A 25781-nucleotide genomic window follows, 5' to 3' on the forward strand; every position below is an offset into this window, starting at 1 on the left:
TACACGGCGCTGAGCACGCTGGGCCCCGCCTACACCTTCCGGACGGATGTCCTGGCCGACGGTGAAATCGCCGGCAATGAATTGCGCGGAAATCTCGTGTTCCGCGGCGGCGGCGACCCGAAGCTCGTCATCGAGAATTTCTGGTTGCTCGTCGAGAAGGTGCGCGCGTACGGGCTGCAACGCATCCAGGGCGATGTGCTGCTGGATCGCACGGCGTTTGCATCGGGCGACGATGACCCGGCGATCGACGGGCGGGATGACGGTCGCGCGTACGAAGTCGGCCCGGACCCGCTGCTGCTGAACTTCAAGGCGGTCGGATTCACCTTCATCCCGGAGCCGCGCGCCGGACGGGCACGCATCGTGGTGGTGCCGGAGATCGCCGGCATGAACACGCCCGCCAGCATAGCGCTCGGCGATCGGCCCTGCGCCGCATGGCGCAGCGCCGTGCGCGCGGACTTCTCCGTGCCGCTCGCCCCAAAATTCACCGGCAGTTTTCCCCGCGACTGTGCCGAACGCGCGATCTACATGGGCGCCCTTTCGCACGATGCCTATTTCGGTGGCGTTTTTCGCGCGCTGTGGGAACGCGAGGGTGGCCGCTGGTCCGGACGAGTGCGCAGCGCCGCGACGCCGCCAGCCGCGGCGCTGCTTGCAAGCCTCGAATCGGCGCCCCTCGCGGCGCTCATTCGCGACAGCAACAAATTCAGCAACAACGTGATGACGCGTCAGATCTATCTCACCATCGGCGCCACGCGGTTTGGCGCGCCTGGAGACACAGATAAAGCCGAACGCGCCACCCGGCAATTTCTGGCAAGTCGCGGCCTCGCCATGAGTGAACTTCGCATCGAGAATGGTTCCGGACTCTCGCCGCGCGAGCGCATTTCCGCTGACAGCCTCGCGGCTCTGTTGCGCGATGCCTACTACAGCAAGGTGATGCCCGAGCTCATGACTTCGCTGCCGATCGCAGGCGTCGACGGCACGATGCGCACTCGCCGTGTCGCGGCTGGCAGTGCGCACATCAAGACGGGCATGTTGACAGGCGTGCGCGCCATCGCAGGCTATGTGCTCGCGCGCAGCGGCCATCGCTATGCGGTAGTTGCCATCATCAATCATCGCAATGCGGGATCCGCGCAGCGGGTTCACGACGCATTGCTCGACTGGGTCTATGACAATGGCTGAACAACGACCAAGTGCTGGTTCCTGCGTTCGTCTGCAGCGCGCCAATGTGCTCGTGAGCGACCTCGATCGCGCACTCGCTTTCTATCGCGACGTGCTCGGCTTCCGCCTCGACTTCGTGCAGGAGCCCGACGGATCGTCGTATTCCTACCCGGTCTTCGAGATTCCGCGCCATGCCAGACTGCGATTCGCGGCACTCTCGACGGCCGCCCAGCAGCGCGTGCTCGCGTTGACCGAAGTGAGCGGCACAGTGCTGCCGCCGCGCAGCCTGCCGCGCCGCAGCGCCATCGTACTGGACGTCGAGGACGTCGATGCCGTGGTCGATGGCGCGAAGGCCCTGGGCCTTACGGTCTATGACGAAGAAAAGCTCGTGACGCACGACGGGCGGATCGGACGCGAAGTCGGCATCGCGGACTTCGACGACAACCTGGTCGTGATCTATCGCATCACACGTTGAAGCGAAAGTGCATGACGTCGGCTTCGTGCACCCGATACTCCTTGCCTTCGAGCCGTAGCTTGCCGGCCTGCCTGGCCCCTGCTTCGCCACCATTGCGAATATAGTCATCGAAAGCGATGACTTCGGCGCGTATGAAGCCGCGCTCGAAATCGGTATGGATGGCGCCGGCCGCTTGTGGGGCCGTGGCGCCCTCGCGCACCGTCCAGGCGCGCACTTCCTTCGGTCCGGCCGTGAAGTAGGTCTGCAGGCCGAGCAGGCGGTAGGCGCCGCGGATCACGCGATCGAGCCCCGGTTCGTCGAACCCGAGCTCGGCGAGAAATGGAGCACGGTCCGCTTCGTCGAGTTGCGAGATCTCGGCTTCGATTGCGGCACACACCGCCACGACGACAGCGCCCTCCCGGGCGGCGCGCTCGGTGACCTGGTCGAGCAAGGGATTGCCTTTGAATCCAGACTCGGCAACATTCGCCACGTACATGACGGGCTTGGCCGTCAGCAGGTGCAACTCGCGCAAATCGCGGAGCGCGTCGTCGGCGAGGGACAGCGAGCGAACCGGGCGACCCGCATCGAGCGCATCGCGCACGGTCGCGAACAAATCACGTCGGCGCATTGCGTCCTTGTCGCCGCTCTTGGCCGCCTTGGCCGCGCGGTCGACGGCTTTGTCGACGGTCGCAAGATCCGCGAGCGCGAGCTCGGTGTCGATGACGTCGATGTCATCGACAGGGCGCACACGCCCCGCCACGTGCACGATGTCACTGTCTTCGAAGCACCGCACCACGTGCGCGATGGCATCGACTTCGCGGATATGCGAGAGGAATTGGTTACCGAGACCCTCGCCTTCGGCGGCACCGGCCACCAAACCCGCGATGTCGACGAACTCCACGGTGGTCGGCACGATCTTCTCGGGATGGACGATCGCCGCGAGCTGTGCCAGGCGCGGATCGGGCACTGCGACGATGCCGACATTGGGATCGATCGTGCAAAACGGATAGTTCTCCGCTGCGATCCCCGAGCGCGTGAGCGCATTGAAGAGTGTCGACTTGCCGACGTTCGGCAGGCCAACGATGCCGCATTTGATTCCCACCTCAGTCGCTCTCCCGGCGATGAAGGCTATTCATCACCTTGTCCGCCCCATCCTGCAGCAGCTCCGGCACCAGTGCCACCGCGCGTGCAACCGCATCGTCGATCGCGACGCGCTGTTCGGAACGCGCGCGCGTGAGGAGGTAATCCGCCACCAGGTCCTTGTGCCCCGGATGGCCGACACCGATGCGCAATCGCCAGAAATCCGCGCCACAGGTGGCGATGATGTCGCGCAGGCCATTGTTGCCGCCATGGCCGCCACCGAACTTGAGTCGCAGCGCGCCCGGTGGCAGATCGATTTCATCGTGTATCACCAGCGTCTCCGCGAGCGTGATACGGTAGTAGTCGCAGAATGCCCGCAACGCCTGGCCGCTGCGATTCATATAGGTCAGCGGTTGCAGCAGCCAGCAATCGAAATCGCCGATGCGTGCCCGGACGCAGCGCGCCTGGTATTGCGGTTCGCGGCGCAACTGCACCTGGCAACGCGCAGCCAATGCGTCGATGAACCAGAAACCGGCGTTATGCGGCGTGTCGCGGTATTCCTCGCCGGGATTACCGAGACCCGCCAACAGCTTGAAATGCGGTACAGCCATTGCGCGAACGCAGCGGGACGACGTGACCTGCGCCTGTCCGGGCGCAGGTCACACGTCCAAAACTCAACCCTTCTTGGCGTCTTTCTTGGCGTCCGCTGCCGGCGCTGCAGGTGCTGCACCGGCCGCGGCAGGCGCTGCGGCCTCGCCCGCCGCCGGTGTTGCGGCTGCGGCCTCGGCCACGGGCTCGGGCTCTGCGGCACGCGGGCTGTGGATGTTGACCACCGGCACGTTGTTGCCGTGCTTGAGCTCGCTGAGTTCGACGCCTGGCGGCAAGGGGATATCGGAGAGGAACTTGGTCTCGTTCAGGTGCATCTCCGACAGATCCAGCTCGAGAAACTCGGGCAGGTCCTTCGGCAGGCATTGCACTTCGACATCGGCAATACGATGCGACACGACGCCGCCTTCTGTCTTGACGCCGGGTGAACCCGCCTCGCCCTTGAAGTGGATCGGCACGTGCAGCCGGATGCGCTCGTTCTCGAGCACGCGCTGCAGATCGAGGTGCACGACCATATTGCGCGCCGGGTGCATCTGCAGATCCTTGACGATGGCCGGTTGCGCGGCGTCGCCGAGCTTCAGATTGATGATGGATGAATAGAATTTCTCGTTGCCCACCACGGTCAGCAGCTGGGCATGGTCGAGCGACAGACTCTTTGGGTCCGCACCACCACCATAAAGTATTGCCGGCACGCGACCAGCGCGACGCAGGCGGCGGCTCGCACCCTTGCCTGAATCGTCACGCGGCGCGGCATTGATTTCAAACGCTACACGCATTGTTGTCTCCTGTTACTCGTTCGCAAAGACCGCCACCCGCGACCAGGTTGCGGCCCACCATAAAACCTGTCGTGTCAATCGACGTACAGCGAGCTGACCGACTCTTCGTCGCGAATGCGACGAATCGTTTCGGCGAGCAGTGCCGCCACCGACAGGACACGAATGCGCCGGCATTTCTGTGCCGGCGCGCTCAATGGGATGGTATCGGTCACGACCAGCTCGTCGAGCGCTGAATTGCCAATACGGTCGAGCGCCTGCCCCGACAGCACGGCGTGCGTGATGTAGGCGACGACCTTTGCCGCGCCTTCGTCCTTCAACGCCTGCGCCGCCTGGCACAAGGTCCCTGCGGTGTCGACCATGTCATCGACCAGCACGCAGGTCCTGCCCGCAACCTCGCCGATGATGTTCATGACCTTGGATTCGTTGGGCCTCGGTCGGCGTTTGTCGATGATCGCGAGATCGGCATCATCGAGCCGCTTGGCGAGCGCCCGTGCGCGCACCACGCCGCCGACGTCGGGCGAGACGACGATCATGTTGGGATAGGCCTGCTTCCATGCGTCGCCGAGCAACACCGGCGATGCATAAACGTTGTCCACGGGAATGTCGAAGAATCCCTGGATCTGATCGGCATGCAGGTCGATGGTCAGCAGCCGATCGACGCCTGCGCTTGCAATCATGTTGGCGACGAGTTTTGCCGTGATCGCCGTGCGGGTGGCGCGCGGGCGGCGGTCCTGGCGGGCGTAGCCGAAGTAGGGAACGACCGCCGTGATCGTCTTGGCCGACGAGCGACGGCAGGCATCGACCATCACCAGCAGTTCGATCAGGTGGTCGTTCGCCGGTGGACAGGTCGACTGCACGATGAAGACGTCGCGCCCGCGCACGTTCTCCATGATCTCGACATTGACTTCGCCATCGCTGAAACGGCCAACTTGCGCCCGACCGAGCGGCACCATCAGGTGGCGCGCCACCTCGTTGGCGAGGGCTGGCGTCGCATTGCCCGCAAAGAGCGCCAGAGCTTCAGAATCCAAGGCCTGTCCTTCTTATAAGTACTGTGGCTGGGGTGCCAGGATTCGAACCTGGGAATGGCGGGATCAAAACCCGCTGCCTTACCACTTGGCTACACCCCAGCGGAGTCAAATCTGCAGCGGCGATTCGCGCACGCCCCTCGCCACGAAACTCTGCCATCTATCCGGAACGCGCGCCGCCACACGTTCTGCCTCCTGCCAGCTCGTACATGCCAGGAAGACGCAGGAACCTGTACCGGTGAGGCGTGCCGGGCCGAAATCTCCCAACCAGTCGAGTGCTTCGGCTACCGCAGGATAGCGCCTGCGAACGACCAGTTCGCAATCATTGCGGCCGCCCGACTCGAAAAAGGCGCGTATTGTGATGAGCGGAGAATTTCGTGTCAAATCAGGCGCATGGAACACCTCCCGGGTGGACAGGGCGACCCTGGGATGGATGATCACGAACCAGCGCTCCGGCAGATCAATTGGGGTCAGGCGCTCGCCCAGACCTTCGGCGAAAGCCGAATATCCTTCAATGAAAACAGGCACATCCGCTCCGAGCCCGAGGCCGAGACGGGCAAGCTCCGCGCGCGTGAGGCCGCAGTTCCAGGCATGGTTCAGGACCCGAAGGACGGTGGCTGCGTCGGAACTGCCACCGCCCAGCCCGCCGCCGACCGGGATACGCTTGCGCAGGGTGATGCTCGCGCCGCGCTGGACCCGGCAATGTTCGCGCAAGGTCATCGCCGCCCGCCAGGCCAGATCGTCCTCGGCCGCGACGCCCGCCGGCCCGCCGCGGCACTCGATCCGGGGCTCGTCCAGCAACTCGAAGGACAACTCATCACCCCAGTCGAGCAGCTGATAGGCCGTCTGCAACTCGTGATATCCGTCGTCGCGTCGACCCACCACGTGCAGGAACAAATTGAGTTTCGCGGGCGCTGGCCACCAGCGACGGGATGCAACCGGCTCGCTCAACGTCGCCATGTATTGATGAGTACCCGCAGTCGCGCAGCGCCCCGGCGCAACACAATGCGCGTAGGCAACCAGCCAGCGGCCGTTTGCTCGAACGCATCGAAGTGCAGATCCCAGCCGTCCTGTTGCAGACCGACCAAGCGCTGCGCGGCCTCATCGGGCAATTCCACGGCAGGCGACGCGGGCGCGGGAACACCCTGCAGCCAATAGCGCAGGCGCTCGATGGGTAGTTCGAAGCCGAGCTGGCGCTCGAGGATCTCGCGCGCAGCGGCGCCATCGACGGACTCACCGCCTGCGGTCTGCACCGTCAGCTGACCGTCCTGCAGGGCGATGCGCAGAGCGCCAGCTCCGAGCGGTCCGCTGATGGCGACCGAAGATGCCTGCTGGAACTGTACCCAGGAAAAACTTCCAGAAAAACCCTGGTTGCCGGCCGCCGCGGCCATACGACCGTCGAGGGCGAATTCGCTGCGCCGCTGCAGTTGCTCGCGCAATTGCGGCCAGGGGAATTCGCGCCGTTCGGGTGCGGGCGGTTGGCTCACGCATGCGCCAAGCGCCACGAGGCCGGCAGCTGCCAGCGCGCGCAAACGCACCGGGCTCATGATTTTTCGTTGGCCGTGAGCCTTTCGATCGTGCGGCGCAGCGGCTGCGAGTCGGGTTGATACACGAGTGCACGCGCCCAGATCGCGCGCGCCTCGCTCTTGCGACCGAGTTGCCATAGCGCCTCGCCCCAGTGCGCGGCAATTTCACTGTCACGCAACTGCCGATAGGCGCGTTCGAAATATTCCAGTGCCGCCGCAGGCCGCTTCTGCGCAACCAGCGACCAGCCCATGCTGTCGAGAATCGCGGGCGAGTCCGGCATTTCGCCGAGCGCCTCGGCAATGAGCCGGTTGCCACGTTTCAGCTCGCGGCCATGATCGACGAGCGTATAACCAAGGGCGTTTTGCAGATTTGGATCGCCGGGACGATCGGCGAGCAGTTTATCGAAGGTCGCAACCGCGTCGTCGATGCGGCCGGCTCGCTCCTGTGCGGCCGCCAGCTGGTAGCGCACCTGAGAATGTCCGGGATATTGCTGCAGCAGGGCCTGCAGATGGGTGATGGCATCGTCAGGCGCGCCGCCTTCGGTGAGCAACTGGGCTCGGGTCAATTCGGTCGGCAGGCGCTGTTGGGCGGACGCGAGAGAAACGTCATCGAGCAATGCCATGGCCGCATCGCGCTCGCCGCCCGCAAGTTGCAGCCGCGCAGCGCGCACGCGCACGGCGAGCCCGGCGCCGGCTTCGATCAGTTGCTGGTAGCGCCGCAATGCTTCTTCGCGATCACCACGCCGCTCGGCAATGACCGCCAGGTAATAGAGCGCCTCGCCAGCGCCGGCAGTCGCTTGCATGCGATCGCGAAAGCGCTTTTCCGCATCGTCGAAATCGCCGCTCGAATAGGCAAGAAGCGCCAACCGGCGACTCGCCTCATCGGCCGCATCACTATCGAGAAAGGAAGAGTATTCGGCGTAGGCGGCTTCCTTGCGATCGAGGATCGCAAGTGTCTCTGCCGGCGCAAAACGGAAGGACTCCTTGTCGAGAGCAGCCGCACGCCGTGCTGCCTGCAAGGCCTCGTCCGCGCGGCCGCGCAGGGCGTCGATGCGCGATTGCAGTTGCTGCGCCTGCGCTTCGGCAGCATTGCGCTTCATGAGAACGGCGTTCCATTGCGCTGCCTTCTTGAGCTGATTCGCTTGCATGGCCAGTTCGATCATGGTCGTGAGCGAGGCATCGCCCAGGGTGTCGAACTTGAGCGCCGGTTCGAAGGCACGCAGCACGGCATACGCGCCGGCCGCGTCGCTTGCCACCGGCACGACACCGTCGATGAATTCATCGCGCTCCGCGGCGCCCTCGGGCATCGCCCGCTCGAGCGCGCGAGTGGCATCCTGCAGACGAAACTGCTGCATGGCGAGGAGCGCCTCGAATCGCCGCGCATTGCGATCCTCAGGCGCCAGCTCGAGCCATCGGGTGACCGCAACCGCTGCCGTGTCGAGCTGATCGCACTCGACGGCGACATCAGCCGCGCGGGCCGCAACCGCAGCCGACTGGCTCGCGTTGGCAGCCTGCAGATAGGTTTCGGCGGCTTGTCGGCATTCGCCCTGGTTGAACGCGAGCTCGGCCTGCTGCGCGAGCTCGTACTGGGTTGGTGGAGCGGCGATTGCGCTCGTCGCCAGCGCCAGACAGATGAACAGTATGCGCATCAGTGCACTATAGCTCACTTATACTTCACGGCGTGAGCGCAGCAGGTCGCAGAAATTGATGAAGGAAGGCATCCGCCAGAAGCTGGAGCGTACGGTTGACCGGTTCGAGGAGATTCGCCGGCTGCTGGCCGATCCCGAGGTCATCGCGCAGCAACAGCGATTCGTCGATCTGTCGCGGGAGTACGCAAGGCTCGAACCGGTTGCCGACGCCTACCGTGCCTATCGAAGCCTGGAGAGCGACCGCCGCGCGGCCTCCGACATGACCAGCGACGACGATCCGGCGCTGCGAGAACTCGGGCACGAGGAGCTGCAGCGCCTCGGCCAGGTGATGACCGAACAGGAACGCGAGCTGTCGGTCATGTTGCTGCCGCGCGATGACCGCGATGAACAGAACGTATTCCTGGAAGTGCGCGCCGGCACCGGCGGCGATGAAGCTGCGATCTTCGCCGGCGACCTGCTTCGCATGTATACGCGTTATGCCGAGGGTCGCGGCATGAAAATCGAGACGCTGTCGGAGAATCCGGGCGAGCATGGCGGCTATCGCGAGGTGATCTGCCGAGTCAGTTGCGGCAACCCGTTTTCGCGCCTGAAGTTCGAATCGGGCGTGCACCGGGTACAACGCGTGCCACAGACCGAGGCCCAGGGACGCATTCATACCTCGGCCTGCACGGTGGCGATCCTCCCGGAGCCGCAGGAGAACGCCGAGATCGAGATCAATCCTGCGGAGCTGCGCATCGATACCTACCGCGCCTCCGGCGCGGGTGGACAGCACGTCAACAAGACGGATTCGGCGGTGCGGATCACGCATTTGCCAACCGGCATCGTGGTCGAGTGCCAGGACGAGCGCTCACAACACAAGAACCGCTCGCGGGCGATGCACCTGCTGCAGGCCAAACTCATCGACATGGAGCGATCACGTCGCGAAGCGGAGGTCGCGGCCACGCGCAAACTGCAGGTTGGCAGCGGCGATCGCTCGGAGCGCATCAGGACCTACAATTATCCGCAAGGTCGCGTGACGGATCACCGTATCAATCTGACTCTTTATAAGCTCGACGACATCCTCAACGGCCAGCTGGATGCCCTGATCGATCCCCTGCTGGCCGAGTATCAGGCGCAATTGCTGGCCGGCGATGGCTGACGACGATCCATTGGCCCGCACGGGATTGCGGGTGATGATAGAAAGTCCGACCGGAGTTGCGGTGCAGCTGCCTATTGCCGGCCCCGGCGCGCGCGCCTACGCGTTCTTCATCGACTGGATGATTCGCGCAGCGGCAGCCGCCGCGTGGTACGTGTGCGGCGCAGCGCTTTACAATCGCGGCGCAGGCATTGGCCCGCCGAGCGAGATCAGCGCATCGTGGTACGCGGCTGTGATTGCGCCTGCGACGGCCATTTATTTTCTCTATCACTTCGTGCTCGAACCTGCCATGCATGGCCAGACACCCGGCAAGCGCCTTGCACACGTGCGCATTGTGGATCTGCATGGCGCCCGCTGCGGCGTCAACGCCCTGCTGATACGCAACGTATTTCGACTCATCGACAGCCTGCCCGGAGTCTACGGGCTCGGTCTTGCGACGACGCTGCTCACCCGCCAGCATGTGCGTCTGGGCGATCTGGCTGCGGGCACGGTGCTCGTCTACGATCGCCCGGCCGAAACTCACGCCTCTGCCGGCGGATTGCCAAGATGACAGGACCAGAACTGCCCGCGACGACCGATGGCGCTTTCGAACAGCGGGACTCCGGCGCCATCGCGCAGCACGCTGAGCAAATGCGTCGCGGCACGGCTACGCCTGCCGAAGCGATTGCGGTACTGCACGACTACCGCCAACTGGCACAACAACTGGCCCGCGTGCGCCGCGCGGCACCGCGCGGCGCAGAGCGTGATCGGCTCGAGTCGGCCTACCTGCGGCTGCACGGCATCATCCATCGGCCCGCCATCCAGCCGCGGCACTGGCCCCTGCTGTTGTTCGGGGCACAGTTGCCGGCAACGGTCTGGGCGCTGCGCAAACACATCGCCTGGGTTGCACTGCTGTTCGTGCTGTCGATTGCCGCTGGCCACTGGCTGACCCAGAGCTATCCGGACCTGGTGGCGTTATTCGCATCGCCGCAGATGGTCGCAACCGTCGAGCGCGGCGAGTTGTGGACCGACAGCCTGCTGAATGTTTTTCCGGGATCGGTACTCAGTGCCGAGATCCTGACCAACAACGTCGTCGTGGCATTGTTCGCCTATTGCGCCGGCTTCCTGTTCGGCCTCGGCACGTTCTACATCGTCACCCTGAATGGGCTGCTGCTCGGCAGCCTGTTTGCGTTCACATCGCAGCACGGAATCGCGGACCGGCTGTTTGCGTTCATCATCGCCCACGGCCCGGTTGAACTCGGCTGCGTATGCCTCGCGGGGGCCGCAGGGGCGGCCGTGGGCGAAGCGATCGCGCGCCCGCCCAACGGCCTGCGCTCCGATGCGTTTCGATCTGCCATCGCCCGTACCTGGAAGCTCATGCTGGTCCTGTGCATTTTGCTGATCGGCTGCGGATTCATCGAGGGATTCATCTCGCCGAACCCGGGCGTATCGCTCGCGGCGCGGATCACGATCGGCGCCGGATATTTTCTCTGCGCCGCTGCCCTGCTGTTGCTGCCGCGTCGCTGGCGGCGCTCAGATACGCCGCTGACGGCGTAATTGTCCGAAGCGGAGCATCAGCGCATCGCCGAGCTGGCGCTCACTCGCCAGAACAACCGCAGCGCCACGTTGCGTCATCTGTTGTGCCTGCAATTGCATGCGCTCGATCTGCTCGCGCGCGGCGAGCGCGCGCCATGGATCGAGCCAGTGTCGGGCCGCGCCGTTCGCGGCGGACAGCGTGGCCTCATCCTGCAAAGCGCCGACCAACATCAGGTGCGGCGGGGTCAGCAATCGTTGTGCCGCAAGCATGCCCTCCGCGCCGCTACTGTCGCCGAAATCGCTCAGCATCACAACCAGGCTGCGCCGCCGCAGTTGGCGACGAATGACCGCCGCGGCGGCGAACGGATCCGATTCGACAGGCTGCGCGCTGATCGAGGCCATTGCGTCGCGCAAGCGCCGCACAGCGGCGTAGCCCATCGTGGGTGCCACCTCGATGAGCGGCACATCGGCGAACACGACCAGTCCGACGCGATCACCAGCAAGCGACAATCGTTCGGCGAAACGGGCCGCGACGTTGGTATATAGACCGTAGCGATCCAGATGCCCGGCGCGCAAACGGCTCAGCCGCCCCGCATCGAGTGCAATCACGACTTCCAGATGCCGATCTTCGCTGTATTCGCGGCTGACGAGAGCGTTGCTGCGCGCCGAGGACTTCCAGTCGATTCTGCCGAGCGGATCGCCGCTGCGATAGGGGCGAAGCTGCAGGAGCTCGAAGCCTGCGCCGGCGACCGGCAGACTGCGCCCACCTCCGATCCAGGCGGATGTGCGGCTGCCAGCGAGCGCTGGACTGTCCGGGACGACCTCGATCTGCGACGAAGTGGCGAGCTCGGTATCCCACCAGGCGAGTGAAAACCGGCCGAGCAGACGCGCGCGCCATGCGGGCAGTCGTGCGGCGCCTAACCGCACGGCCGTAACTCGCAGCTGACCGCGATTGGCTGCGGCCGGTGCGAGCCGCATGACGCCGGTTGGCATCGACAAGGCGAGCTGCGCTGGCAGGACCGGGGCGTATTGCAGCTGGAGGAAGCGTCGGGCGGGATTCTGAATGCTGAAATCGACAGCAGCATCGCGCCCGAGCAGCAGAATATCAGGTGGTGTCACTTCGAGCGTCGGCTGCGCACGACGCATCAACGCCCCTTCGATCGCGATGCCACCGAGCAGCAGGAGCAATGGCCAGCCCCAAAGAAAGGAGACGGCCGGATCCGCTGACCAGATCGCCACGATCGCGAGTATCGCTGCCAGGACGATCAGCAGATAACCCCGTTCGGCAACGTGCATGATTATCGAGGGACCGGTGTCGCGCCCAGCACTTCGTCGATGATCTGCTGCGCCGAGACGGCACGCAATGCCGCTTCGGCGCCGAGCGACAACCTGTGCCCGATCACCCAGGGCGCGGCCTCCTTGACGTCTTCCGGCGTGACGAAATCACCGCCGCGCAGACCCGCGACGACGCGAGCCGCGCGTAACAATGCCAGCGCACCGCGACTCGAGAGGCCGACGGCAATGTCGGTCCGTTCGCGGGTCGCATTGGCGAGCGCGATGACATAGCTGTGCAGAGCGGGCGATACGTGCATGCCTTCGGCTTCGTCCCGGGCCGCGCTCAACAGGTCGGCCTCGACGATGCGCATCTGCGGCAATGAAACGGTCTCGGTCATGGTGGCGCCGTAGCGCTCGAGGATCTGGACTTCTTCGTCCGCGGGCGGGTAGAGAAGATTGACGCAGAGCATGAAACGATCGAGTTGTGATTCGGGCAGCGGGAATGTTCCCTCGAACTCGTGCGGATTCTGTGTCGCGATCACCAGGAAATTGGGATCGAGCTTCTGGACGCCCTGCTCGGTGCTCACCTGCCGCTCGGCCATCGCCTCGAGCAGCGCGGACTGCGTCTTGGGTCCCGCGCGATTGATCTCATCGACCAGGACCACATCTGCAAACAACGGTCCGGGATGAAAGACGAATTGCCGGGCGACTTCGTCATAGATGCTCACGCCGATGATATCCGCTGGCATCAGATCCGCCGTTCCCTGCACGCGGCGGAAGGAGCCGCCGATCACCGCTGCCACGGAGCGAGCCAGCAGGGTCTTGCCGAGGCCCGGCGCGCCTTGCAACAACACGTGCCCGCGCGCCGTGAGCGCAACCGTGAGGGCCCGGATGGCCGCGCGGTTACCGATGACGGCGCGGCCCAGTTCCCGCTGCAGCTGAGATTCGAGTTCGCGAATGTGATTGCTCATGGTATCTGCCTGTCGATCTTGACCAGCAAGTTGCGCAAGCGCAGCAGATCGACCTTGCCGCCGCTGCCCGCGGTCCGCGCCATGCTCGAAACGCGCGCCAGATCCGCCGATGCTACACGAGGATGGCGCGCGAGCCATTGCCAGAACGATTGCGGATCCGGCGCAAGCCGCAGGCGCGTCGAAACCGACCGCACGAATTGCTGGACGAGCGTGACGGCCGCGTCTGCGGGGCGCACCACTCGGGCGAGGAACGCGGCGCTCGCGTTCAGCAGGTCGGCCTGGGCAGGAGCCTCGATGCGCACGGGCAGGACCAATGCGGTGCCACCGACGACCCAGGAAAACCAGGTCAACAGCAGCACGAGGATGCTGAGGTACAGGCGGGGATCGGCGTAGAAGCTTGCGGCATCGTAGGTATCCGCAACACCCTGGTGCGCATCGTCGAAGATGACGACACCCGCCGGCGCAACATTGGCGGCGAACAGGTTGGCGGCGAAACGCGCATTGTCGGCCCGCTCGATCGCCCGGTTCGTCAGCGGGCTGCCCATGGTGAGCAGGAGTATCTTGCCCTTGCCGACGAGTTTGACGAAAGCCGTGCCGATTCCCGAGCCGCTATCGGCAGCGAGTTCGGCAGCAAAGCTGTCGAATGGAACACGCAGCAGCCAATCCTGCTGGGTGTAGTCCGCAACGCCGGCCACGGCACCAACCCTGTCGAACAAGGGATGAGGCTGGCGCGGCACCATGCGCCGCTCCTGCGGACGGGCCAGCAGCTCGACAGATGGCGCCGGTCGCACCGTGCGACGGCCGGCCAGGCGGGACTCGCGTTGCGTGGTGGATTCGAAATCGAGCCCGGTGAGCGCAGCAATGTCCGCAAGTGCCACGCCACCGAACGCCTGCGACCAGTCCGGCGCGTCGGTCAGTGCCGCCATCACCACCAGCGTGTTGCCATTGCGCAGCCAGCGCTCGAGCGCCAATTGTTCATCCGTGCGGATCGGCCGGGCGCCCGGCAATGTAACCAGCAGGAGATTGCCATGATCGGCGCCTGCAATCTCTCCGAGGCTCGTATACGGCGATCGCAGTGCACGCACTTCGAAGCCGCTGTCCTGCAGCCAGCGCTGCAGCAACAAATAGCCGTTGCTGCGCGACTCGCTGCTGACCGGCCGCGAGATGGCTTCGCGCGCGCGCTCCGGACTGCGCGGCAGGAGAAACATCAGGAAGAACAGCAGCGCGGCCGCGAGGGCAGCCAGCACCGAGGCCATGCGGGTCGCCGAGGTATTCATGCGTTGGTCTGCGCGAGCGCGCCCATCACCCGATCTCCCGAGGCCAGTGCAGCCGCTATCTCCTGCACCTCCGGTATCGCGGCGGCATAGCGGGCGCGTAGCGCGACTTCGGACAATTTCGCGAATTCGCGCGCGATCGTTGCGTCCATCCCGCCGAATCGCGCCTGAAGTTCCGCCAGTGTGAGCGCCCCTGCCGGACCCGCCCGCAGACGTGGCTGCAGACACTGCAATACAAGCCGCACCATCAATGCCGGCCGTTCGTGGTAAGGCGCCAGCTCGATGTCGCTGCGACTGAGCACGGCCGGCGGCGGCAAGGGCGGGTGCTGGTCGCGCTGCGCGACCGCCCGCACTCGTCGCGCGCGGGCGTCACGAATTTCCTCATAGGCGCCGCGCAGCACCAGGGCGACCACGAGCGACAACAGCAAGACGACCACGAGGCGCAGCATCGAAGGCGCCGGCCATTGGCGACCCAGCAGTTGCCTCAGCCAGGCAGGCGCAATAGCATCGCCCGCCCCGCCAGCCTCGCCGTATCCCCTTAGCCAGCGCGCAAAGCGCGTCCAAAGGTTCGACGGCTCGTCATTGGCGGCGCGAAATCGCTCGCCGAGCTGGTACAGACTCCCCGGGTGCGGTGCCGCTCGCACCGTGGCGGCGCCAGCTTCGCGCTGCACGATGGCGGCAAACTGCGCGACACCATCGATGGACAGGTCATTGCCCGCCTCATTCCATGATTGCGGCAGCCAGGCGGACCACGGACCGCGGCGCAGGGTCCGCACCAGTGCCGGGCAGCGCGCGTTGATGCGCGCAAAGCCGACATCGGATCGTGGATCGAGCCGCTGCCGGCAGAGTTCTATCTGCCGGTCGAGTTCCGCAAGGGAAACGCTGGCGGTCTGCGCCATCGCTGGCTGGCCGGCGAGCGCGAGGAACAGGAGCGCAGCGCAGAGCGCGGCCCGTTCAGGCGGCGACAGGCTTGCCTTCATGTCCGGCCAGAGCGCTGCGAAGAACCAGATCGGCGTGCATGACGAGCAACAGCGCGGCGAACAATGGCAGCAACGTGGCGCCGACGATTGCCAGTACAACTGCAGTGAGTGCGCTCACGAGCGCGAGATCGGCTGCACCGAACAATTGCGCCACGAGCAGGACCACTGTCCACAGCACGAAATAGACGACGATGACGGCCACCAGCGCCACCAGCAACATGGATGCCGTGCGCCACCAGTGACCGCGAATCAGACTGAAACTTCGTCGCATCGCCGGCAATGGCGCGAGCCCTTCGTTGACGAGCGAGGGCATCGCCATGCTCAACGCAACCATGAGATAAACACCCGGCAGAACCAGCAGCGCCAGGCCCGCGGCCACGGCAAGCACGACCGCGATCGCGATTGCGACAACCGGCGATGCCTGCCGCAGTGTCGCACGTGCCGCGGCAGCGAAGGAGAATTCCGCCGTGCCGGTGGCGGTTTGCAGGCGCATGATCAATGCCAGCCCGATCGCGGCGGCAGCAAATGCAACCAGCATCAACGACCACCACAGGGGATCCGCAGCCGGCCGGGCGCCGCGACCGGTCAACAGGAAACCCTGTATCGATGCCAGCTGCCCCACCAGCTGCACGGCCAGCGCAACCGGCAGACACTTTACAATGCTCGCCATGAAAAGGCGCAGACCGAGGTCGAGAACTTCGCCGCTCAGCAACGGACGTCGCAACTTGAGCGCTTGAACCATGACCGACACTATAACGGACGGGCCCTGCGACACAATCGGCGCCGCACTCGCATTGGCCGAGAGCGTCCTGCAGCCCTTGGGCGAGCACGCACCCGTCGAGGCGAGGCGACTGGTGGCCGCTGCGCTTCGGCTGCCCGTCGCGACAACGGTCGCGACAGCCGAGCGCGTATTGACCGACGCCGAGCAAGTGCGATTGCGCGACTGGCTGCGACGCCGCGCCGCCGGCCAGCCCCTGGCCTATCTGCGCGGCGAGAAGGAATTCTGGTCACTGCCCCTGTTGGTCGACCCGAACGTCCTCGTGCCGCGGCCGGAGACGGAACTCGTCGTCGAGCGCGCATTGGCGCTCGGCACCGGGTCGGGCCTGCAAGTGCTCGATCTGGGTACCGGCAGCGGCGCCATCGCCGCGGCGCTTGCCCGGGAGCGGCGCGACTGGCAAATCACTGCGGTCGAGCGCAGCGATGCCGCGCGCGCCGTGGCCGCGAAGAATTTCGCCCGTCTCACGCCGGGCAACGTCGAATTGCTGCCGGGCGAGTGGTTCGATGCCCTTGGTGAGCGGCAATTCGACATGGTGCTGTCGAATCCGCCCTATCTCGCCGCCAACGATTCCGCGCTGCATGATGACGGCGTGCGGGCCGAGCCGCGTGAAGCGCTGGTGGCCGGAGCAAGCGGCATGGAGGCGCTCTTTTTCATAATAGCGAACGCGCCAATGCATTTGCGCGACGGCGGCTGGTTGATACTCGAGCATGGTGGCACGCAGCAACGCACGGTCGCGGACGCACTTGCCAATGCCGGGTTTGCTCACGTACGCTGCCACGCCGATCTCGCCGGGTGGCCGCGTGTCAGCGAAGGCCGCCTGCAGGGTACATTACGGAGAACACTTTGAAAGCCATTCGCTTCGAGACCAACCTGGGTCAAATCGAAATCGAGTTGTTCGAGAAGGAAGCGCCGATCAGCAGCGCCAATTTCCGCCAGTATGTGGACGATGCGTTCTACGACGGCACGATTTTCCATCGGGTAATCCCCGGATTCGTCATCCAGGGCGGCGGTCTCGAAGCGGGCATGGCGCAACGCAAGACACGCGCGCCGATACGCAACGAATCCGACAACGGACTCAAGAACCTGCGCGGTACGCTGTCCATGGCGCGCACCAATGACGTCGACAGCGCAACGTCGCAATTCTTCATCAACCTGGTCGACAACGATTTTCTCAACCACAACGGCCGGCAACACGGCTACGCGGTCTTCGGATGCGTAACGGCCGGCATGGATGTCGTCGACAGCATTGCCGCCGTACCGACGACGACCCGGCGAGGTCACCAGGACGTTCCGAGGGACGATGTGACGGTAATGCGCGCCTCTCTCCTCGGCGCCGCCGGCTAGGGCGAAGGACTGTCCGCCCGACGGTCAAGCAAGCCGCGCCGCTGGCTGTACGCGGTGCTGCTGCTTCCGCTCGTCGCGATTTCAGCGAGCGCCCTGGTGGTGCTAACGTTGCGCTGGTTCGATCCGCCGACTTCGGCTTTCATGCTGGGCTCCATGCTGGATGGCGACCCGGCCGGCACGAGCGGCTCGCGCAAAGTCGACTACCGCTGGCGCGACCTCGGGCAAATCTCGCCCTATGCGGCGGTCGCGGTGGTCGCGGCGGAGGATCAGAACTTCGCGCACCACAATGGCTTTGACTTCAAGGCAATTCGCGAAGCGATGTCGCACAACGCGACCGGCAAGCGGGTTCGCGGCGCCAGCACCATTTCGCAGCAGGTCGCGAAGAACCTGTTCCTCTGGCGCAAGCGCAGCTATCCGCGCAAGCTGCTCGAAGCCTGGTACACCGTGTTGATCGAGGCGTTCTGGCCCAAGGAGCGCATCCTCGAGGTCTATCTCAATGTCGCGCAGTTCGGCTCAGGCATCTACGGCGTCGAAGCGGCGGCACAGCGGTTCTATTCACGCCCGGCGGCGCGGCTCAACCGCGAACAATGCGCCATGCTCGCGGCTGTGCTGCCCAATCCACTGCGCTTTCGCGCTCGCCGGCCAGGGCGCTACCTGGTCGGCAGGCAGCGCTGGATACTCGCGCAGATGAGTGATCTCGGCGACCGGGATTACCTTGCCGGGCTGCGTGCGAACGCCTCGCAGCCGGTGCGCGGCAACTAGGTCGGCACGGCACTCGCTGCAACCGGGGCTTCCGCCAGGTTCGGCGCAAGCAGTCGCGCAATCGTTGCTGCATCGACTCCCTTGCGCGAGGCGTAGTCCGTCACCTGGTCCTGATCGATCAGTCCGACCTGGAAATAATGTGCAGCGGGATGCGCGAAATACCAGCCGCTCACGGCGGCGGCCGGCAACATGGCGAAATTTTCCGTCAGGGTGATACGCGCGCGTTCTTCGACATTGAGCAGGCGCCACAGCTTGGTCTTTTCGCTGTGATCGGGACAGGCCGGGTAGCCCGGCGCCGGCCGGATGCCGCGATAGGATTCCTTTATCAGTTCCTGGTTGGTCAACGCCTCGCCGGCGGCATAACCCCAGAATTCGCGACGCACGCGTTCGTGAAAATGCTCGGCGGCCGCCTCGGCAAGGCGGTCGGCAAGCGCCTTGAGCATGATGGCCGAGTAATCATCGTGCTCGGCTTCGAACCGGCGCAGCTGTGTCTCGATACCAAGACCTGCTGTCACCGCGAATGCGCCGATATGATCGCGACGGCCGCAACTTTCGGGCGCAATGAAATCCGCGAGACATGCATGCGCCTGGCCGGGTGGCTTGTCACGCTGCTGGCGAAGAAAGCACAGGGTCTCGATTCGCCTGTCAGGATGGCGCGGATCGAACACCGCGACATCGTCGCCGACAGCGTTGGCCGGAAAGAGGCCGATGACCGCTCGCAGCTGCAGCCACTTCTCGGCAACGAGCTGCCGCAACATGCGCCGCGCATCTGCATACAGGTTGCTGGCCGCATCGCCGACCTTGGGATCGGTCAGGATGTCGGGAAATCGCCCGGCAAACTCCCAGGCGTTGAAAAATGGCATCCAGTCGATGAAACCCACCAGCGTCTCGAGCGGATAGTCATCGAAAGCCTGGATCCCCGGCACCGCCGGCACATCCGCCTGCCACACCGACCAGTCGACTGGCACCCGGTTTGCGCGGGCCGCAGCAAGGCTGACGGCCGGCGCGCGCCGCTTCTTGCGGGCGTGTTGCTCGCGGCGTCGATCGTGTTCCTCCGCAATCTGTTGCGCATATTCGGCACGGTGCCGGGGCGTCAACAAGCGCTGGCAGACACCGACCGCGCGCGAAGCATCCTTCACATAGACTACCGGCTGCCCGTACTCGGGTGCGATGCGGACCGAAGTGTGCGCGGGTGAGGTCGTCGCACCGCCGATCAGCAATGGCTGGGTCATGCCGCGGCGCTGCATTTCGCGCGCGACCAGCGTCATTTCATCGAGCGACGGCGTGATCAGCCCCGACAGTCCGATCAGATCGGCCGATTCGCGTTCCGCGGCATCGAGAATCCTCTCACCAGGGACCATGACGCCGAGATCGATCACCTCGAAGTTGTTGCACTGCAGAACTACGCCGACGATGTTCTTGCCGATGTCGTGCACGTCCCCCTTGACCGTTGCAATCACGATCCGGCCGGCTGCGCGCGCCGCGCCATCGCGTTCCTTTTCGATGAATGGCACCAGGTAGGCAACCGCTTTTTTCATCACCCTAGCGCTCTTGACCACCTGCGGCAGGAACATCTTGCCCGCACCAAAGAGGTCGCCCACGGTGTTCATGCCGTCCATCAGCGGCCCCTCGATGACAGCGAGCGGCCGCTCGCTGTCGCGCCGGGCCGCCTCGGTATCTTCGACGATGAACCGATCGATGCCATTGACGAGTGCATGCGCGAGGCGCTTCGCCACGGGCCAATCGCGCCACTTGAGGTCTTCGGTGCGCTGCGCCATGCCGGCCTCGCCCTTCCACCGCGAAGCGATGTCGAGCAACCGCTCGGTGGCATCGGCGCGCCTGTCTAAAATGACGTCCTCGACCGCTTCGCGCAGCAACGGATCGATCTCGGCATAGATGCCAAGCTGCCCGGCATTGACGATCCCCATGTCCATGCCGGCGCGAATCGCGTGGAACAGGAACACCGTGTGCATGGCCTCGCGCACCGGATCGTTGCCGCGGAACGCGAACGAGACATTGCTGACGCCGCCGCTGACCAGCACACCCGGCAGGTGCTGTTTGATCGCGCGAACGGCATCGATGAACGCGAGCGCATAGCCGTTGTGTTCTTCGATTCCCGTCGCGACTGCAAAAATGTTGGGATCGAAGATGATGTCCGACGCAGGGATTCCCACCTTGCCGGTCAGGAGCTCGAAACTGCGGCGGCAGATTGCGAGCTTGCGCGCAACGGTATCAGCCTGGCCCTTCTCGTCGAATGCCATCACCACCACCGCCGCGCCATAACGGCGCAGCACCCGCGCCTGCTCGAGGAATCGCTCCTCACCTTCTTTCAGGCTGATGGAATTGACCACGGCCTTGCCCTGAACGCATTTGAGCCCCGCTTCCAGCACCTCCCATTTCGATGAATCGATCATGACCGGCACCCGAGCGACGTCCGGCTCGGCGGCGATCAGGTGCAGGAAACGCACCATGGCCGCCTTCGAGTCGAGCATGCCCTCGTCCATATTGACGTCAATCAGCTGTGCGCCCGATGCCACTTGTTGACGCGCCACATCGACAGCGCCCGCGTAGTCATTCGCCTCGATGAGCTTGCGAAATCGTGCCGAACCGGTGACGTTGCTGCGCTCGCCCACGTTGACGAACAGACTGTCGGTGCCAATGTTGAGCGCCTCGAGGCCGGCCAGCCGACATGCGGGCACAAGCGAGGGCAACTTGCGCGGCGTGCAATCCGCGATCGCCGCGCGGATCGCGCGAATATGCCCGGGCGTCGTACCGCAGCATCCCCCCAGCAGATTGACCAGTCCGCTCGCGGCGAATTCGCGCAGGATGGCTGCCGTTTCCGTCGGACCCTCGTCATATTCGCCGAATGCATTGGGCAGGCCGGCATTGGGATAGGCGCAGACCGCGACGTCGGCGATGCGTGCGAGCTCGGCCACATAGGCACGCAGCTGGCGCGCGCCGAGCGCGCAGTTGAGCCCGACCGCAAGCAGCTCGGCGTGGCGTATGGAGTTCCAGAAGGCCTCGACCGTCTGCCCCGAGAGCGTGCGACCCGATGCGTCGGTGATGGTCCCCGACACGATGAGCGGCAATGGCGTACCGAGCTGCTCGAAAACGGTCTGCACCGCGAAGATCGCCGCCTTTGCATTGAGCGTGTCAAACACGGTCTCGATAATGAGAAGGTCGGCACCGCCCGCCACCAGCGCCTGAGCCGCATCTGCATAGGCTGCGACCAGTTGATCGAAGTCGATATTGCGAAAGCCGGGGTCATTGACGTCGGGCGAAATCGATGCGGTGCGATTGGTCGGGCCGAGCGCACCGGCCACCCAGGCAGCCCGACCGGTTTGCGCCGAATATTGATCCGCGGCGCGGCGCGCTAGGCGCGCGCCCTCGAGATTGAGCTCCGCGGCCAACCCCTCGAGACCATAATCAGCCTGGGCGATGGCGGTTGAGTTGAAGGTGTTGGTTTCGATCACGTCCGCGCCGGCCTGCAGATAGTCGGCGTGGATCCCGGCCACCAGCTCCGGCTGGGTGAGGTTCAGCAGGTCGTTGTTGCCCTTCAGATCGCGCGCGTGGTTCGCGAAGCGCTCGGCGCGATACTGGCGCTCATCGAGACGATGCGCCTGGATCATCGTGCCCATCGCGCCATCGAGCAGCACGATGCGCCGCGAGATGGCATCGCGCAGCGCAGCGATCCGGGTTGCGCGCTCGCCGCCGCTCATGCTCGGGCGGCGCGCAGTCCAAGCGCGTGGCAGATGGCGTAGGTGAGTTCCGCGCGATTCAACGTATAAAAATGAAAATCAGTGACGCCGTGGCGCTGCAGGCGCGAGACCTGCTCGATGGCCACGTTGGCGGCGATCAGCCGACGTGTTTCAGGGTCATCGTCAAGACCTTCGAATCGCTCCCGCAACCATTGCGGAATCGACGCTCCGCAGCGCGCCGCGAATGTCAGGACTTGCGGAAATCGCGTGATCGGGAGGATGCCCGGGACGATCGGGACCGCAATGCCCGCGCCGGCACAGCGATCGCGAAAGCGCAGGTAGGCATCGCTTTCGAAAAAGAACTGGGTGATCGCGCGGCTCGCGCCCGCATCGATCTTGCGGCGCAGATTGTCGAGGTCCGCCTCGGCAGTGCCGGCTTCGGGATGAGTCTCGGGATAGGCGGCGACCGAGATTTCGAAATCACCCACCTCGCGCAGACCCGCGACCAGGTCCGCCGCGTAGGCATAGCCGCCCGGATGCGGCTGATAGCGCTCCTCGCCTTGCGGCGGATCGCCGCGCAAGGCGACGATGTGACGCAGGCCCTCCTGCCAGTACTTCGTGGCAATGGCGCGGATCTCCTCGCGGCTTGCGCCAACGCAGGTCAGATGCGGCGCGCCCGTCAGCCGCGTTTCGCCCTGGATGCGATTGACGATTCGGTGCGTGCGATCGCGCGTCGATCCATCCGCTCCATAGGTGACCGAAACGAAGCGCGGCGCAAGCGGAGCGAGTCGCTGCACCGATGCCCAAAGCGTTTCCTCCATGGCCACCGTCGCCGGCGGGAAGAATTCGAAGGACACACTGATGCCGCGCGCCGCGCTGCTCATGCAGCCCCCTGTGCCGCGCAACGACCACCCGCTTCGACCAACAGCCATTCGATGCCATCGGCATCGAGCGGCTGCATGCGCAGGCTTTCGAATCCCGCAGTTGCGAGGTAACGCCGCACCGCCATGAGCGGATGGGCCGCGGCCATGCCTTCGAGCGCGTCGTACCGGCACAGCAGCAGCAGTCGGCAATCGGTGCGCTCGGCGAGCGCGCGCTGGCGATAGATTTCCTCGCCGATAGCCGCGCCCCCGAGCGAGCGAGCGTCCATGACGATGAGGCAGCCAGGCGTTGTCGCGAGCGCCGCCAGATTCTCGCCCGGGCGATAACACAACAAGGAGAGCCGCGCGCGCGCAACCACAGGTGCAAGCACCGGGTGCAGGGACTGCGGCAGACAGACCTGCTGGGTGCCCGCGCGTGCGAGGAGCGCCACCAGATGATCACGCAACGCGAGCTGCAGCGCGGCACCAGACGGGTCGCCTCCGGCCGTCGCAGCGGCGTGGGCCGCGCCCGACTGAACTGAACTCAGCAGATCCCCGAGTGCAGTCCAGGCCGCGGACGACTGCGCGCGATAGAAAACCCGTCGCCCGTCGCGCCTGCGGCCGAGCAGCCCCGCAGACACGAGCTTCTCGAGATGCTGCGAGGCCGCGGAATTGGAAAGACCCGCGAGCCTTGCGAGTTCAGTTGCGGCGTGCTCACCGCCGAGAGCGAGGCGCAGCAGCCGCAATCGCCCTGGCTCGCCCACGGCCTGCAAGGCCTGCACGAGCACGTCATCACCTGGTTCGTTTCGTTTATTCATAAAATATTGAAATAGTATGCCGCAAGCCTGGCCGCCCGTCCATGGCCCACGGCGAGGATGCCGGCAAGGCTCGACGACGCATGGCACTGTCCTTAGTATGCGGAGCCATCTCACATAAGGAGCCGCCATGAATCCTGCCCATCGACCGCATTCCCGTGCCGCCCATGCGAGGAGCCTGATCGCAGCCATTGCGGCGGTGTACAGCCTGTTCGGCTGCGCGCGGTCGGCTGCGCCTCCTGCAGAACCGCAGAGCGCCGCCCAGTCCGAAGCGGCCATCGACAAGGCATCGTTGGCGCTCACGGCGGCCGGCCCCTGGCCAGCCGGCGATCAGGTCGGCATGGCCAATACGCTGGGCGCCGGTACCTGGATGCGTTGCGCTCAATACCTCAACGCCGAGGGCGCGAAGAGCTACGAACTGTCCTACGAGACCTCGAATGACATGAATCAATCACCCTTCGGCGTGAAGCTCGAATACCGCTATCGCCCGACGGTCGGTATCCCGGGTACGCGCCACGCCTTCAACGGCGAAGAGATCGTCACCGGTGAACCGGGCGCGCAGGCCACGCAACTCGATGCGCTGGGGCATTTTGGATTTCTCGATGAGGCCTGGGATGGCAAGGGTGCATTGCCCGCCGACAAGGTGCGCTACTACGGCGGTTACACCCAGGCAGACGTCAAACCCACGCCGGGTTCGCCGCTGCTGAAACTCGGCGTCGAGCACATTCCGCCGATCGTGACCAGCGCCGTGTTGCTCGATGCGCGTGCGGCGCTTGGCAATGGCGAGATCCTGGCACCGGGCAGGGCCATCACGCGCGCCGACATCGACACGATGTTGCAGGCGCAAGGCCTCGCAGAACGCGGACTACTGCCAGGCGACGTGCTCTACATCTACACCGGCTGGGGCGAGAACTGGACATCTCCGGACTATTACACGAAGGGGCCGGGACTCGCTTATGACGCTGCGCAATACATCGCGGAGAAGAAGATCGTGCTGATTGCGCTCGACAATCCGTTCACCGATCCCGTCAATGACGGTCAGCTGGCGGGCAAGGCCGGACCGGCCGAAGGCACGCCGCCGGGGCTGCCCTTCGCGATCCACCATACCGACCTGACGCAATCGGGCATACATCAGATACAGAATGCCAAGCTCGATGAATTGGCCCGCGACAAGGTCTGGTTGTCCTGCACCATGATCCTGCCGCTGCGCTCGGCAGGCGGCGCCGGCTCGCCGGTACGCCCCGTCGCGATCGGAGCTGCGCGCTAGCCGCGAATGACCCGCACTCATGCCACGATAACCGGAGCAGAATGATGACATCGACAGGATTTTTCCGACTCTGCATCGCGACGACTGCAATTGCCTTGCCGCTCGTCGCCGCCGCGCAGGATGCGCCCGCCAAGAGCGAAGCCGCCACGCGCATCGAAGCCGCACTGGCTTCGTCGATCCGCACGGCCGATGAACGCGCGCGCGACCAGCCCGAACGCAAGCCGCTCGAGACCCTGGAGTTCTTCGGCCTGCAACCGGACATGCACGTCATCGAACTGTTGCCCGGGCGCGGCTGGTATACCAAGGTGCTTGCGCCCGTGCTTGCGGACAAGGGCAAGCTATCGCTCGCCATCGGCGCAAAACGTCTTGCGCCATTGCTGACTGAGTGGGGTCTCGACAAGGTCGAGGTCCTTGACGACAAGACGGTGTTCAAGCCGACCGGTCAGTACGGTATTGCCGACGTCGAATCACTGCAGCTGCCGGCGAAGAACGTCGACATGGTGCTGACCTTTCGCAACATGCACAACCTGACGGCGCCATCGCGGGCCCTGTTGAACGCCGAAGTCTTCAGGGCGTTGAAGCCGGGCGGCATCTACGGCATCGTCGATCACACGCGCCGGCACATGGAACCGGCCACCAGCGAGACCTGGCGCCGCATCGACCCGGTACTCGTCATCAAGGAAGTGACGGCGGCGGGCTTCGAGTTCGTCGACTACAGCGATCTGCACTACCGGCCGGATGACAGCCTGCAGTTCGATTCGCAGCGCATATCGCTGCAAGGCTATAGCGATCGCTTTACGCTCAAGTTCCGCAAGCCGCGCTGAGGGCCACGCGGC

The 25781-nt window shown here is 64.9% G+C and carries 25 protein-coding genes and 1 tRNA gene; 10 read left to right on the plus strand and 16 right to left on the minus strand.

Annotated elements, in window-relative coordinates:
• On the plus strand, window positions 1–1176 hold a 1176-nt coding region (dacB, locus tag R3E77_12635), incomplete at its 5' end, for a D-alanyl-D-alanine carboxypeptidase/D-alanyl-D-alanine-endopeptidase (protein MEZ5500262.1).
• Complete coding sequence (locus tag R3E77_12640) at window positions 1169–1630, plus strand: VOC family protein (GenBank protein MEZ5500263.1); 462 nt, start codon at window positions 1169–1171, stop codon at window positions 1628–1630. The genes dacB and R3E77_12640, both read left to right, overlap by 8 nt.
• On the opposite strand, the gene ychF is transcribed toward R3E77_12640, so the two are convergent.
• The 8 genes from ychF to R3E77_12680 all read right to left on the minus strand — a co-directional run bounded on the left by ychF (window position 1620) and on the right by R3E77_12680 (window position 8271).
• A complete protein-coding gene (gene ychF / locus R3E77_12645; GenBank protein ID MEZ5500264.1) occupies window positions 1620–2711 on the minus strand; it encodes a redox-regulated ATPase YchF in 1092 nt (363 codons plus the stop codon). The genes R3E77_12640 and ychF overlap by 11 nt on opposite strands.
• 1 nt (window position 2712) lies before the next feature.
• Window positions 2713–3300 carry an aminoacyl-tRNA hydrolase gene (gene pth, locus R3E77_12650; protein ID MEZ5500265.1) on the minus strand — a complete coding sequence of 196 codons (588 nt, stop codon included), beginning with the start codon at window positions 3298–3300 and terminating at the stop codon, window positions 2713–2715.
• 63 nt (window positions 3301–3363) lie between these two features.
• Complete coding sequence (locus R3E77_12655; protein MEZ5500266.1) at window positions 3364–4071, minus strand: 50S ribosomal protein L25/general stress protein Ctc; 708 nt, start codon at window positions 4069–4071, stop codon at window positions 3364–3366.
• 74 nt (window positions 4072–4145) lie between these two features.
• Window positions 4146–5084 carry a ribose-phosphate pyrophosphokinase gene (locus tag R3E77_12660; GenBank protein MEZ5500267.1) on the minus strand — a complete coding sequence of 313 codons (939 nt, stop codon included), beginning with the start codon at window positions 5082–5084 and terminating at the stop codon, window positions 4146–4148.
• 39 nt (window positions 5085–5123) lie between these two features.
• A tRNA-Gln gene (locus R3E77_12665) sits at window positions 5124–5198 on the minus strand.
• A 6-nt stretch (window positions 5199–5204) separates the two neighbouring features.
• Entirely contained in the window at window positions 5205–6056 is an 852-nt protein-coding gene (ispE, locus tag R3E77_12670; GenBank protein MEZ5500268.1) for a 4-(cytidine 5'-diphospho)-2-C-methyl-D-erythritol kinase, read from the minus strand.
• The gene (gene lolB / locus R3E77_12675) at window positions 6044–6643 is read right to left on the minus strand and encodes a lipoprotein insertase outer membrane protein LolB (protein ID MEZ5500269.1); all 600 of its coding nucleotides are present in this window, start codon (window positions 6641–6643) and stop codon (window positions 6044–6046) included. The genes ispE and lolB overlap by 13 nt, the downstream gene beginning before the upstream one ends.
• Window positions 6640–8271, minus strand: a complete 1632-nt coding sequence (locus R3E77_12680) for a tetratricopeptide repeat protein (protein MEZ5500270.1) — start codon at window positions 8269–8271, stop codon at window positions 6640–6642. Before R3E77_12680 ends, lolB begins: the two co-directional genes overlap by 4 nt.
• 58 nt (window positions 8272–8329) lie before the next feature.
• On the opposite strand from R3E77_12680, the gene prfA reads away from it, so the two are divergent.
• Genes prfA through R3E77_12695 form a run of 3 tightly spaced genes read left to right on the plus strand, consistent with a single transcriptional unit; the run spans window position 8330 to window position 10942 of the window.
• The gene (prfA, locus tag R3E77_12685) at window positions 8330–9409 is read left to right on the plus strand and encodes a peptide chain release factor 1 (protein ID MEZ5500271.1); all 1080 of its coding nucleotides are present in this window, start codon (window positions 8330–8332) and stop codon (window positions 9407–9409) included.
• The gene (locus R3E77_12690) at window positions 9402–9956 is read left to right on the plus strand and encodes an RDD family protein (GenBank protein MEZ5500272.1); all 555 of its coding nucleotides are present in this window, start codon (window positions 9402–9404) and stop codon (window positions 9954–9956) included. Before prfA ends, R3E77_12690 begins: the two co-directional genes overlap by 8 nt.
• A complete protein-coding gene (locus tag R3E77_12695; GenBank protein ID MEZ5500273.1) occupies window positions 9953–10942 on the plus strand; it encodes a stage II sporulation protein M in 990 nt (329 codons plus the stop codon). The genes R3E77_12690 and R3E77_12695 overlap by 4 nt, the downstream gene beginning before the upstream one ends.
• On the opposite strand, the gene R3E77_12700 is transcribed toward R3E77_12695, so the two are convergent.
• Genes R3E77_12700 through R3E77_12720 form a run of 5 tightly spaced genes read right to left on the minus strand, consistent with a single transcriptional unit; the run spans window position 10919 to window position 16163 of the window.
• On the minus strand, window positions 10919–12217 hold the full coding sequence (locus tag R3E77_12700; protein MEZ5500274.1) for a DUF58 domain-containing protein: 1299 nt from the start codon (window positions 12215–12217) through the stop codon (window positions 10919–10921). The genes R3E77_12695 and R3E77_12700 overlap by 24 nt on opposite strands.
• A gap of 2 nt (window positions 12218–12219) precedes the next feature.
• Window positions 12220–13167, minus strand: coding sequence for a MoxR family ATPase (locus tag R3E77_12705; GenBank protein MEZ5500275.1), 948 nt, complete (start codon window positions 13165–13167; stop codon window positions 12220–12222).
• Window positions 13164–14444: a DUF4350 domain-containing protein gene (locus tag R3E77_12710; protein MEZ5500276.1), complete on the minus strand. Its 1281-nt coding sequence runs from the start codon at window positions 14442–14444 to the stop codon at window positions 13164–13166. Before R3E77_12710 ends, R3E77_12705 begins: the two co-directional genes overlap by 4 nt.
• Window positions 14441–15421, minus strand: coding sequence for a hypothetical protein (locus R3E77_12715; GenBank protein MEZ5500277.1), 981 nt, complete (start codon window positions 15419–15421; stop codon window positions 14441–14443). The genes R3E77_12710 and R3E77_12715 overlap by 4 nt, the downstream gene beginning before the upstream one ends.
• Window positions 15396–16163 (minus strand): hypothetical protein, encoded by a 768-nt coding sequence (locus R3E77_12720; protein MEZ5500278.1) that lies wholly within the window; start codon window positions 16161–16163, stop codon window positions 15396–15398. Before R3E77_12720 ends, R3E77_12715 begins: the two co-directional genes overlap by 26 nt.
• Between R3E77_12720 and prmC the strand changes: the two genes are divergently transcribed.
• The 3 genes from prmC to mtgA are packed head-to-tail and all read left to right on the plus strand — an operon-like array spanning window position 16162 to window position 18305.
• Window positions 16162–17046 carry a peptide chain release factor N(5)-glutamine methyltransferase gene (gene prmC, locus R3E77_12725; GenBank protein MEZ5500279.1) on the plus strand — a complete coding sequence of 295 codons (885 nt, stop codon included), beginning with the start codon at window positions 16162–16164 and terminating at the stop codon, window positions 17044–17046. The genes R3E77_12720 and prmC overlap by 2 nt on opposite strands.
• Before the next feature lie 5 nt (window positions 17047–17051).
• The gene (locus R3E77_12730; GenBank protein ID MEZ5500280.1) at window positions 17052–17543 is read left to right on the plus strand and encodes a peptidylprolyl isomerase; all 492 of its coding nucleotides are present in this window, start codon (window positions 17052–17054) and stop codon (window positions 17541–17543) included.
• Between the two features lie 54 nt (window positions 17544–17597).
• Entirely contained in the window at window positions 17598–18305 is a 708-nt protein-coding gene (mtgA, locus tag R3E77_12735; GenBank protein MEZ5500281.1) for a monofunctional biosynthetic peptidoglycan transglycosylase, read from the plus strand.
• Here mtgA and metH read toward each other — a convergent pair.
• Genes metH through R3E77_12750 form a run of 3 tightly spaced genes read right to left on the minus strand, consistent with a single transcriptional unit; the run spans window position 18302 to window position 23681 of the window.
• Window positions 18302–22024 (minus strand): methionine synthase, encoded by a 3723-nt coding sequence (gene metH, locus R3E77_12740; protein ID MEZ5500282.1) that lies wholly within the window; start codon window positions 22022–22024, stop codon window positions 18302–18304. The genes mtgA and metH overlap by 4 nt on opposite strands.
• Complete coding sequence (gene metF / locus R3E77_12745) at window positions 22021–22887, minus strand: methylenetetrahydrofolate reductase (GenBank protein ID MEZ5500283.1); 867 nt, start codon at window positions 22885–22887, stop codon at window positions 22021–22023. Before metF ends, metH begins: the two co-directional genes overlap by 4 nt.
• The gene (locus R3E77_12750) at window positions 22884–23681 is read right to left on the minus strand and encodes a metalloregulator ArsR/SmtB family transcription factor (GenBank protein ID MEZ5500284.1); all 798 of its coding nucleotides are present in this window, start codon (window positions 23679–23681) and stop codon (window positions 22884–22886) included. The genes metF and R3E77_12750 overlap by 4 nt, the downstream gene beginning before the upstream one ends.
• 127 nt (window positions 23682–23808) lie before the next feature.
• Here R3E77_12750 and R3E77_12755 point away from each other — a divergent pair, with 127 nt between their 5' ends.
• Both R3E77_12755 and R3E77_12760 read left to right on the plus strand, forming a co-directional pair.
• Window positions 23809–24945, plus strand: a complete 1137-nt coding sequence (locus R3E77_12755) for a cyclase family protein (protein MEZ5500285.1) — start codon at window positions 23809–23811, stop codon at window positions 24943–24945.
• Between the two features lie 41 nt (window positions 24946–24986).
• On the plus strand, window positions 24987–25769 hold the full coding sequence (locus tag R3E77_12760) for a methyltransferase domain-containing protein (protein MEZ5500286.1): 783 nt from the start codon (window positions 24987–24989) through the stop codon (window positions 25767–25769).
• The last annotated feature ends 12 nt before the right edge of the window (window positions 25770–25781 follow it).

The organism is Steroidobacteraceae bacterium (assembly GCA_041395505.1).
In the GTDB taxonomy this organism is placed as follows: domain Bacteria; phylum Pseudomonadota; class Gammaproteobacteria; order Steroidobacterales; family Steroidobacteraceae; genus JAWLAG01.

Coding starts and splice junctions, on each gene's coding strand:
- R3E77_12640 (MEZ5500263.1), top strand. CDS start 1,169: ATGGCTGAACAACGACCAAGTGCTGGTTCCTGCGTTCGTCTGCAGCGC.
- pth (MEZ5500265.1), bottom strand. CDS start 3,300: ATGGCTGTACCGCATTTCAAGCTGTTGGCGGGTCTCGGTAATCCCGGC.
- R3E77_12655 (MEZ5500266.1), bottom strand. CDS start 4,071: ATGCGTGTAGCGTTTGAAATCAATGCCGCGCCGCGTGACGATTCAGGC.
- ispE (MEZ5500268.1), bottom strand. CDS start 6,056: ATGGCGACGTTGAGCGAGCCGGTTGCATCCCGTCGCTGGTGGCCAGCG.
- lolB (MEZ5500269.1), bottom strand. CDS start 6,643: ATGAGCCCGGTGCGTTTGCGCGCGCTGGCAGCTGCCGGCCTCGTGGCG.
- R3E77_12680 (MEZ5500270.1), bottom strand. CDS start 8,271: ATGCGCATACTGTTCATCTGTCTGGCGCTGGCGACGAGCGCAATCGCC.
- prfA (MEZ5500271.1), top strand. CDS start 8,330: ATGAAGGAAGGCATCCGCCAGAAGCTGGAGCGTACGGTTGACCGGTTC.
- R3E77_12690 (MEZ5500272.1), top strand. CDS start 9,402: ATGGCTGACGACGATCCATTGGCCCGCACGGGATTGCGGGTGATGATA.
- R3E77_12695 (MEZ5500273.1), top strand. CDS start 9,953: ATGACAGGACCAGAACTGCCCGCGACGACCGATGGCGCTTTCGAACAG.
- R3E77_12700 (MEZ5500274.1), bottom strand. CDS start 12,217: ATGCACGTTGCCGAACGGGGTTATCTGCTGATCGTCCTGGCAGCGATA.
- R3E77_12705 (MEZ5500275.1), bottom strand. CDS start 13,167: ATGAGCAATCACATTCGCGAACTCGAATCTCAGCTGCAGCGGGAACTG.
- R3E77_12710 (MEZ5500276.1), bottom strand. CDS start 14,444: ATGAATACCTCGGCGACCCGCATGGCCTCGGTGCTGGCTGCCCTCGCG.
- R3E77_12715 (MEZ5500277.1), bottom strand. CDS start 15,421: ATGAAGGCAAGCCTGTCGCCGCCTGAACGGGCCGCGCTCTGCGCTGCG.
- prmC (MEZ5500279.1), top strand. CDS start 16,162: ATGACCGACACTATAACGGACGGGCCCTGCGACACAATCGGCGCCGCA.
- R3E77_12720 (MEZ5500278.1), bottom strand. CDS start 16,163: ATGGTTCAAGCGCTCAAGTTGCGACGTCCGTTGCTGAGCGGCGAAGTT.
- metH (MEZ5500282.1), bottom strand. CDS start 22,024: ATGAGCGGCGGCGAGCGCGCAACCCGGATCGCTGCGCTGCGCGATGCC.
- metF (MEZ5500283.1), bottom strand. CDS start 22,887: ATGAGCAGCGCGGCGCGCGGCATCAGTGTGTCCTTCGAATTCTTCCCG.
- R3E77_12750 (MEZ5500284.1), bottom strand. CDS start 23,681: ATGAATAAACGAAACGAACCAGGTGATGACGTGCTCGTGCAGGCCTTG.
- R3E77_12755 (MEZ5500285.1), top strand. CDS start 23,809: ATGAATCCTGCCCATCGACCGCATTCCCGTGCCGCCCATGCGAGGAGC.
- R3E77_12760 (MEZ5500286.1), top strand. CDS start 24,987: ATGATGACATCGACAGGATTTTTCCGACTCTGCATCGCGACGACTGCA.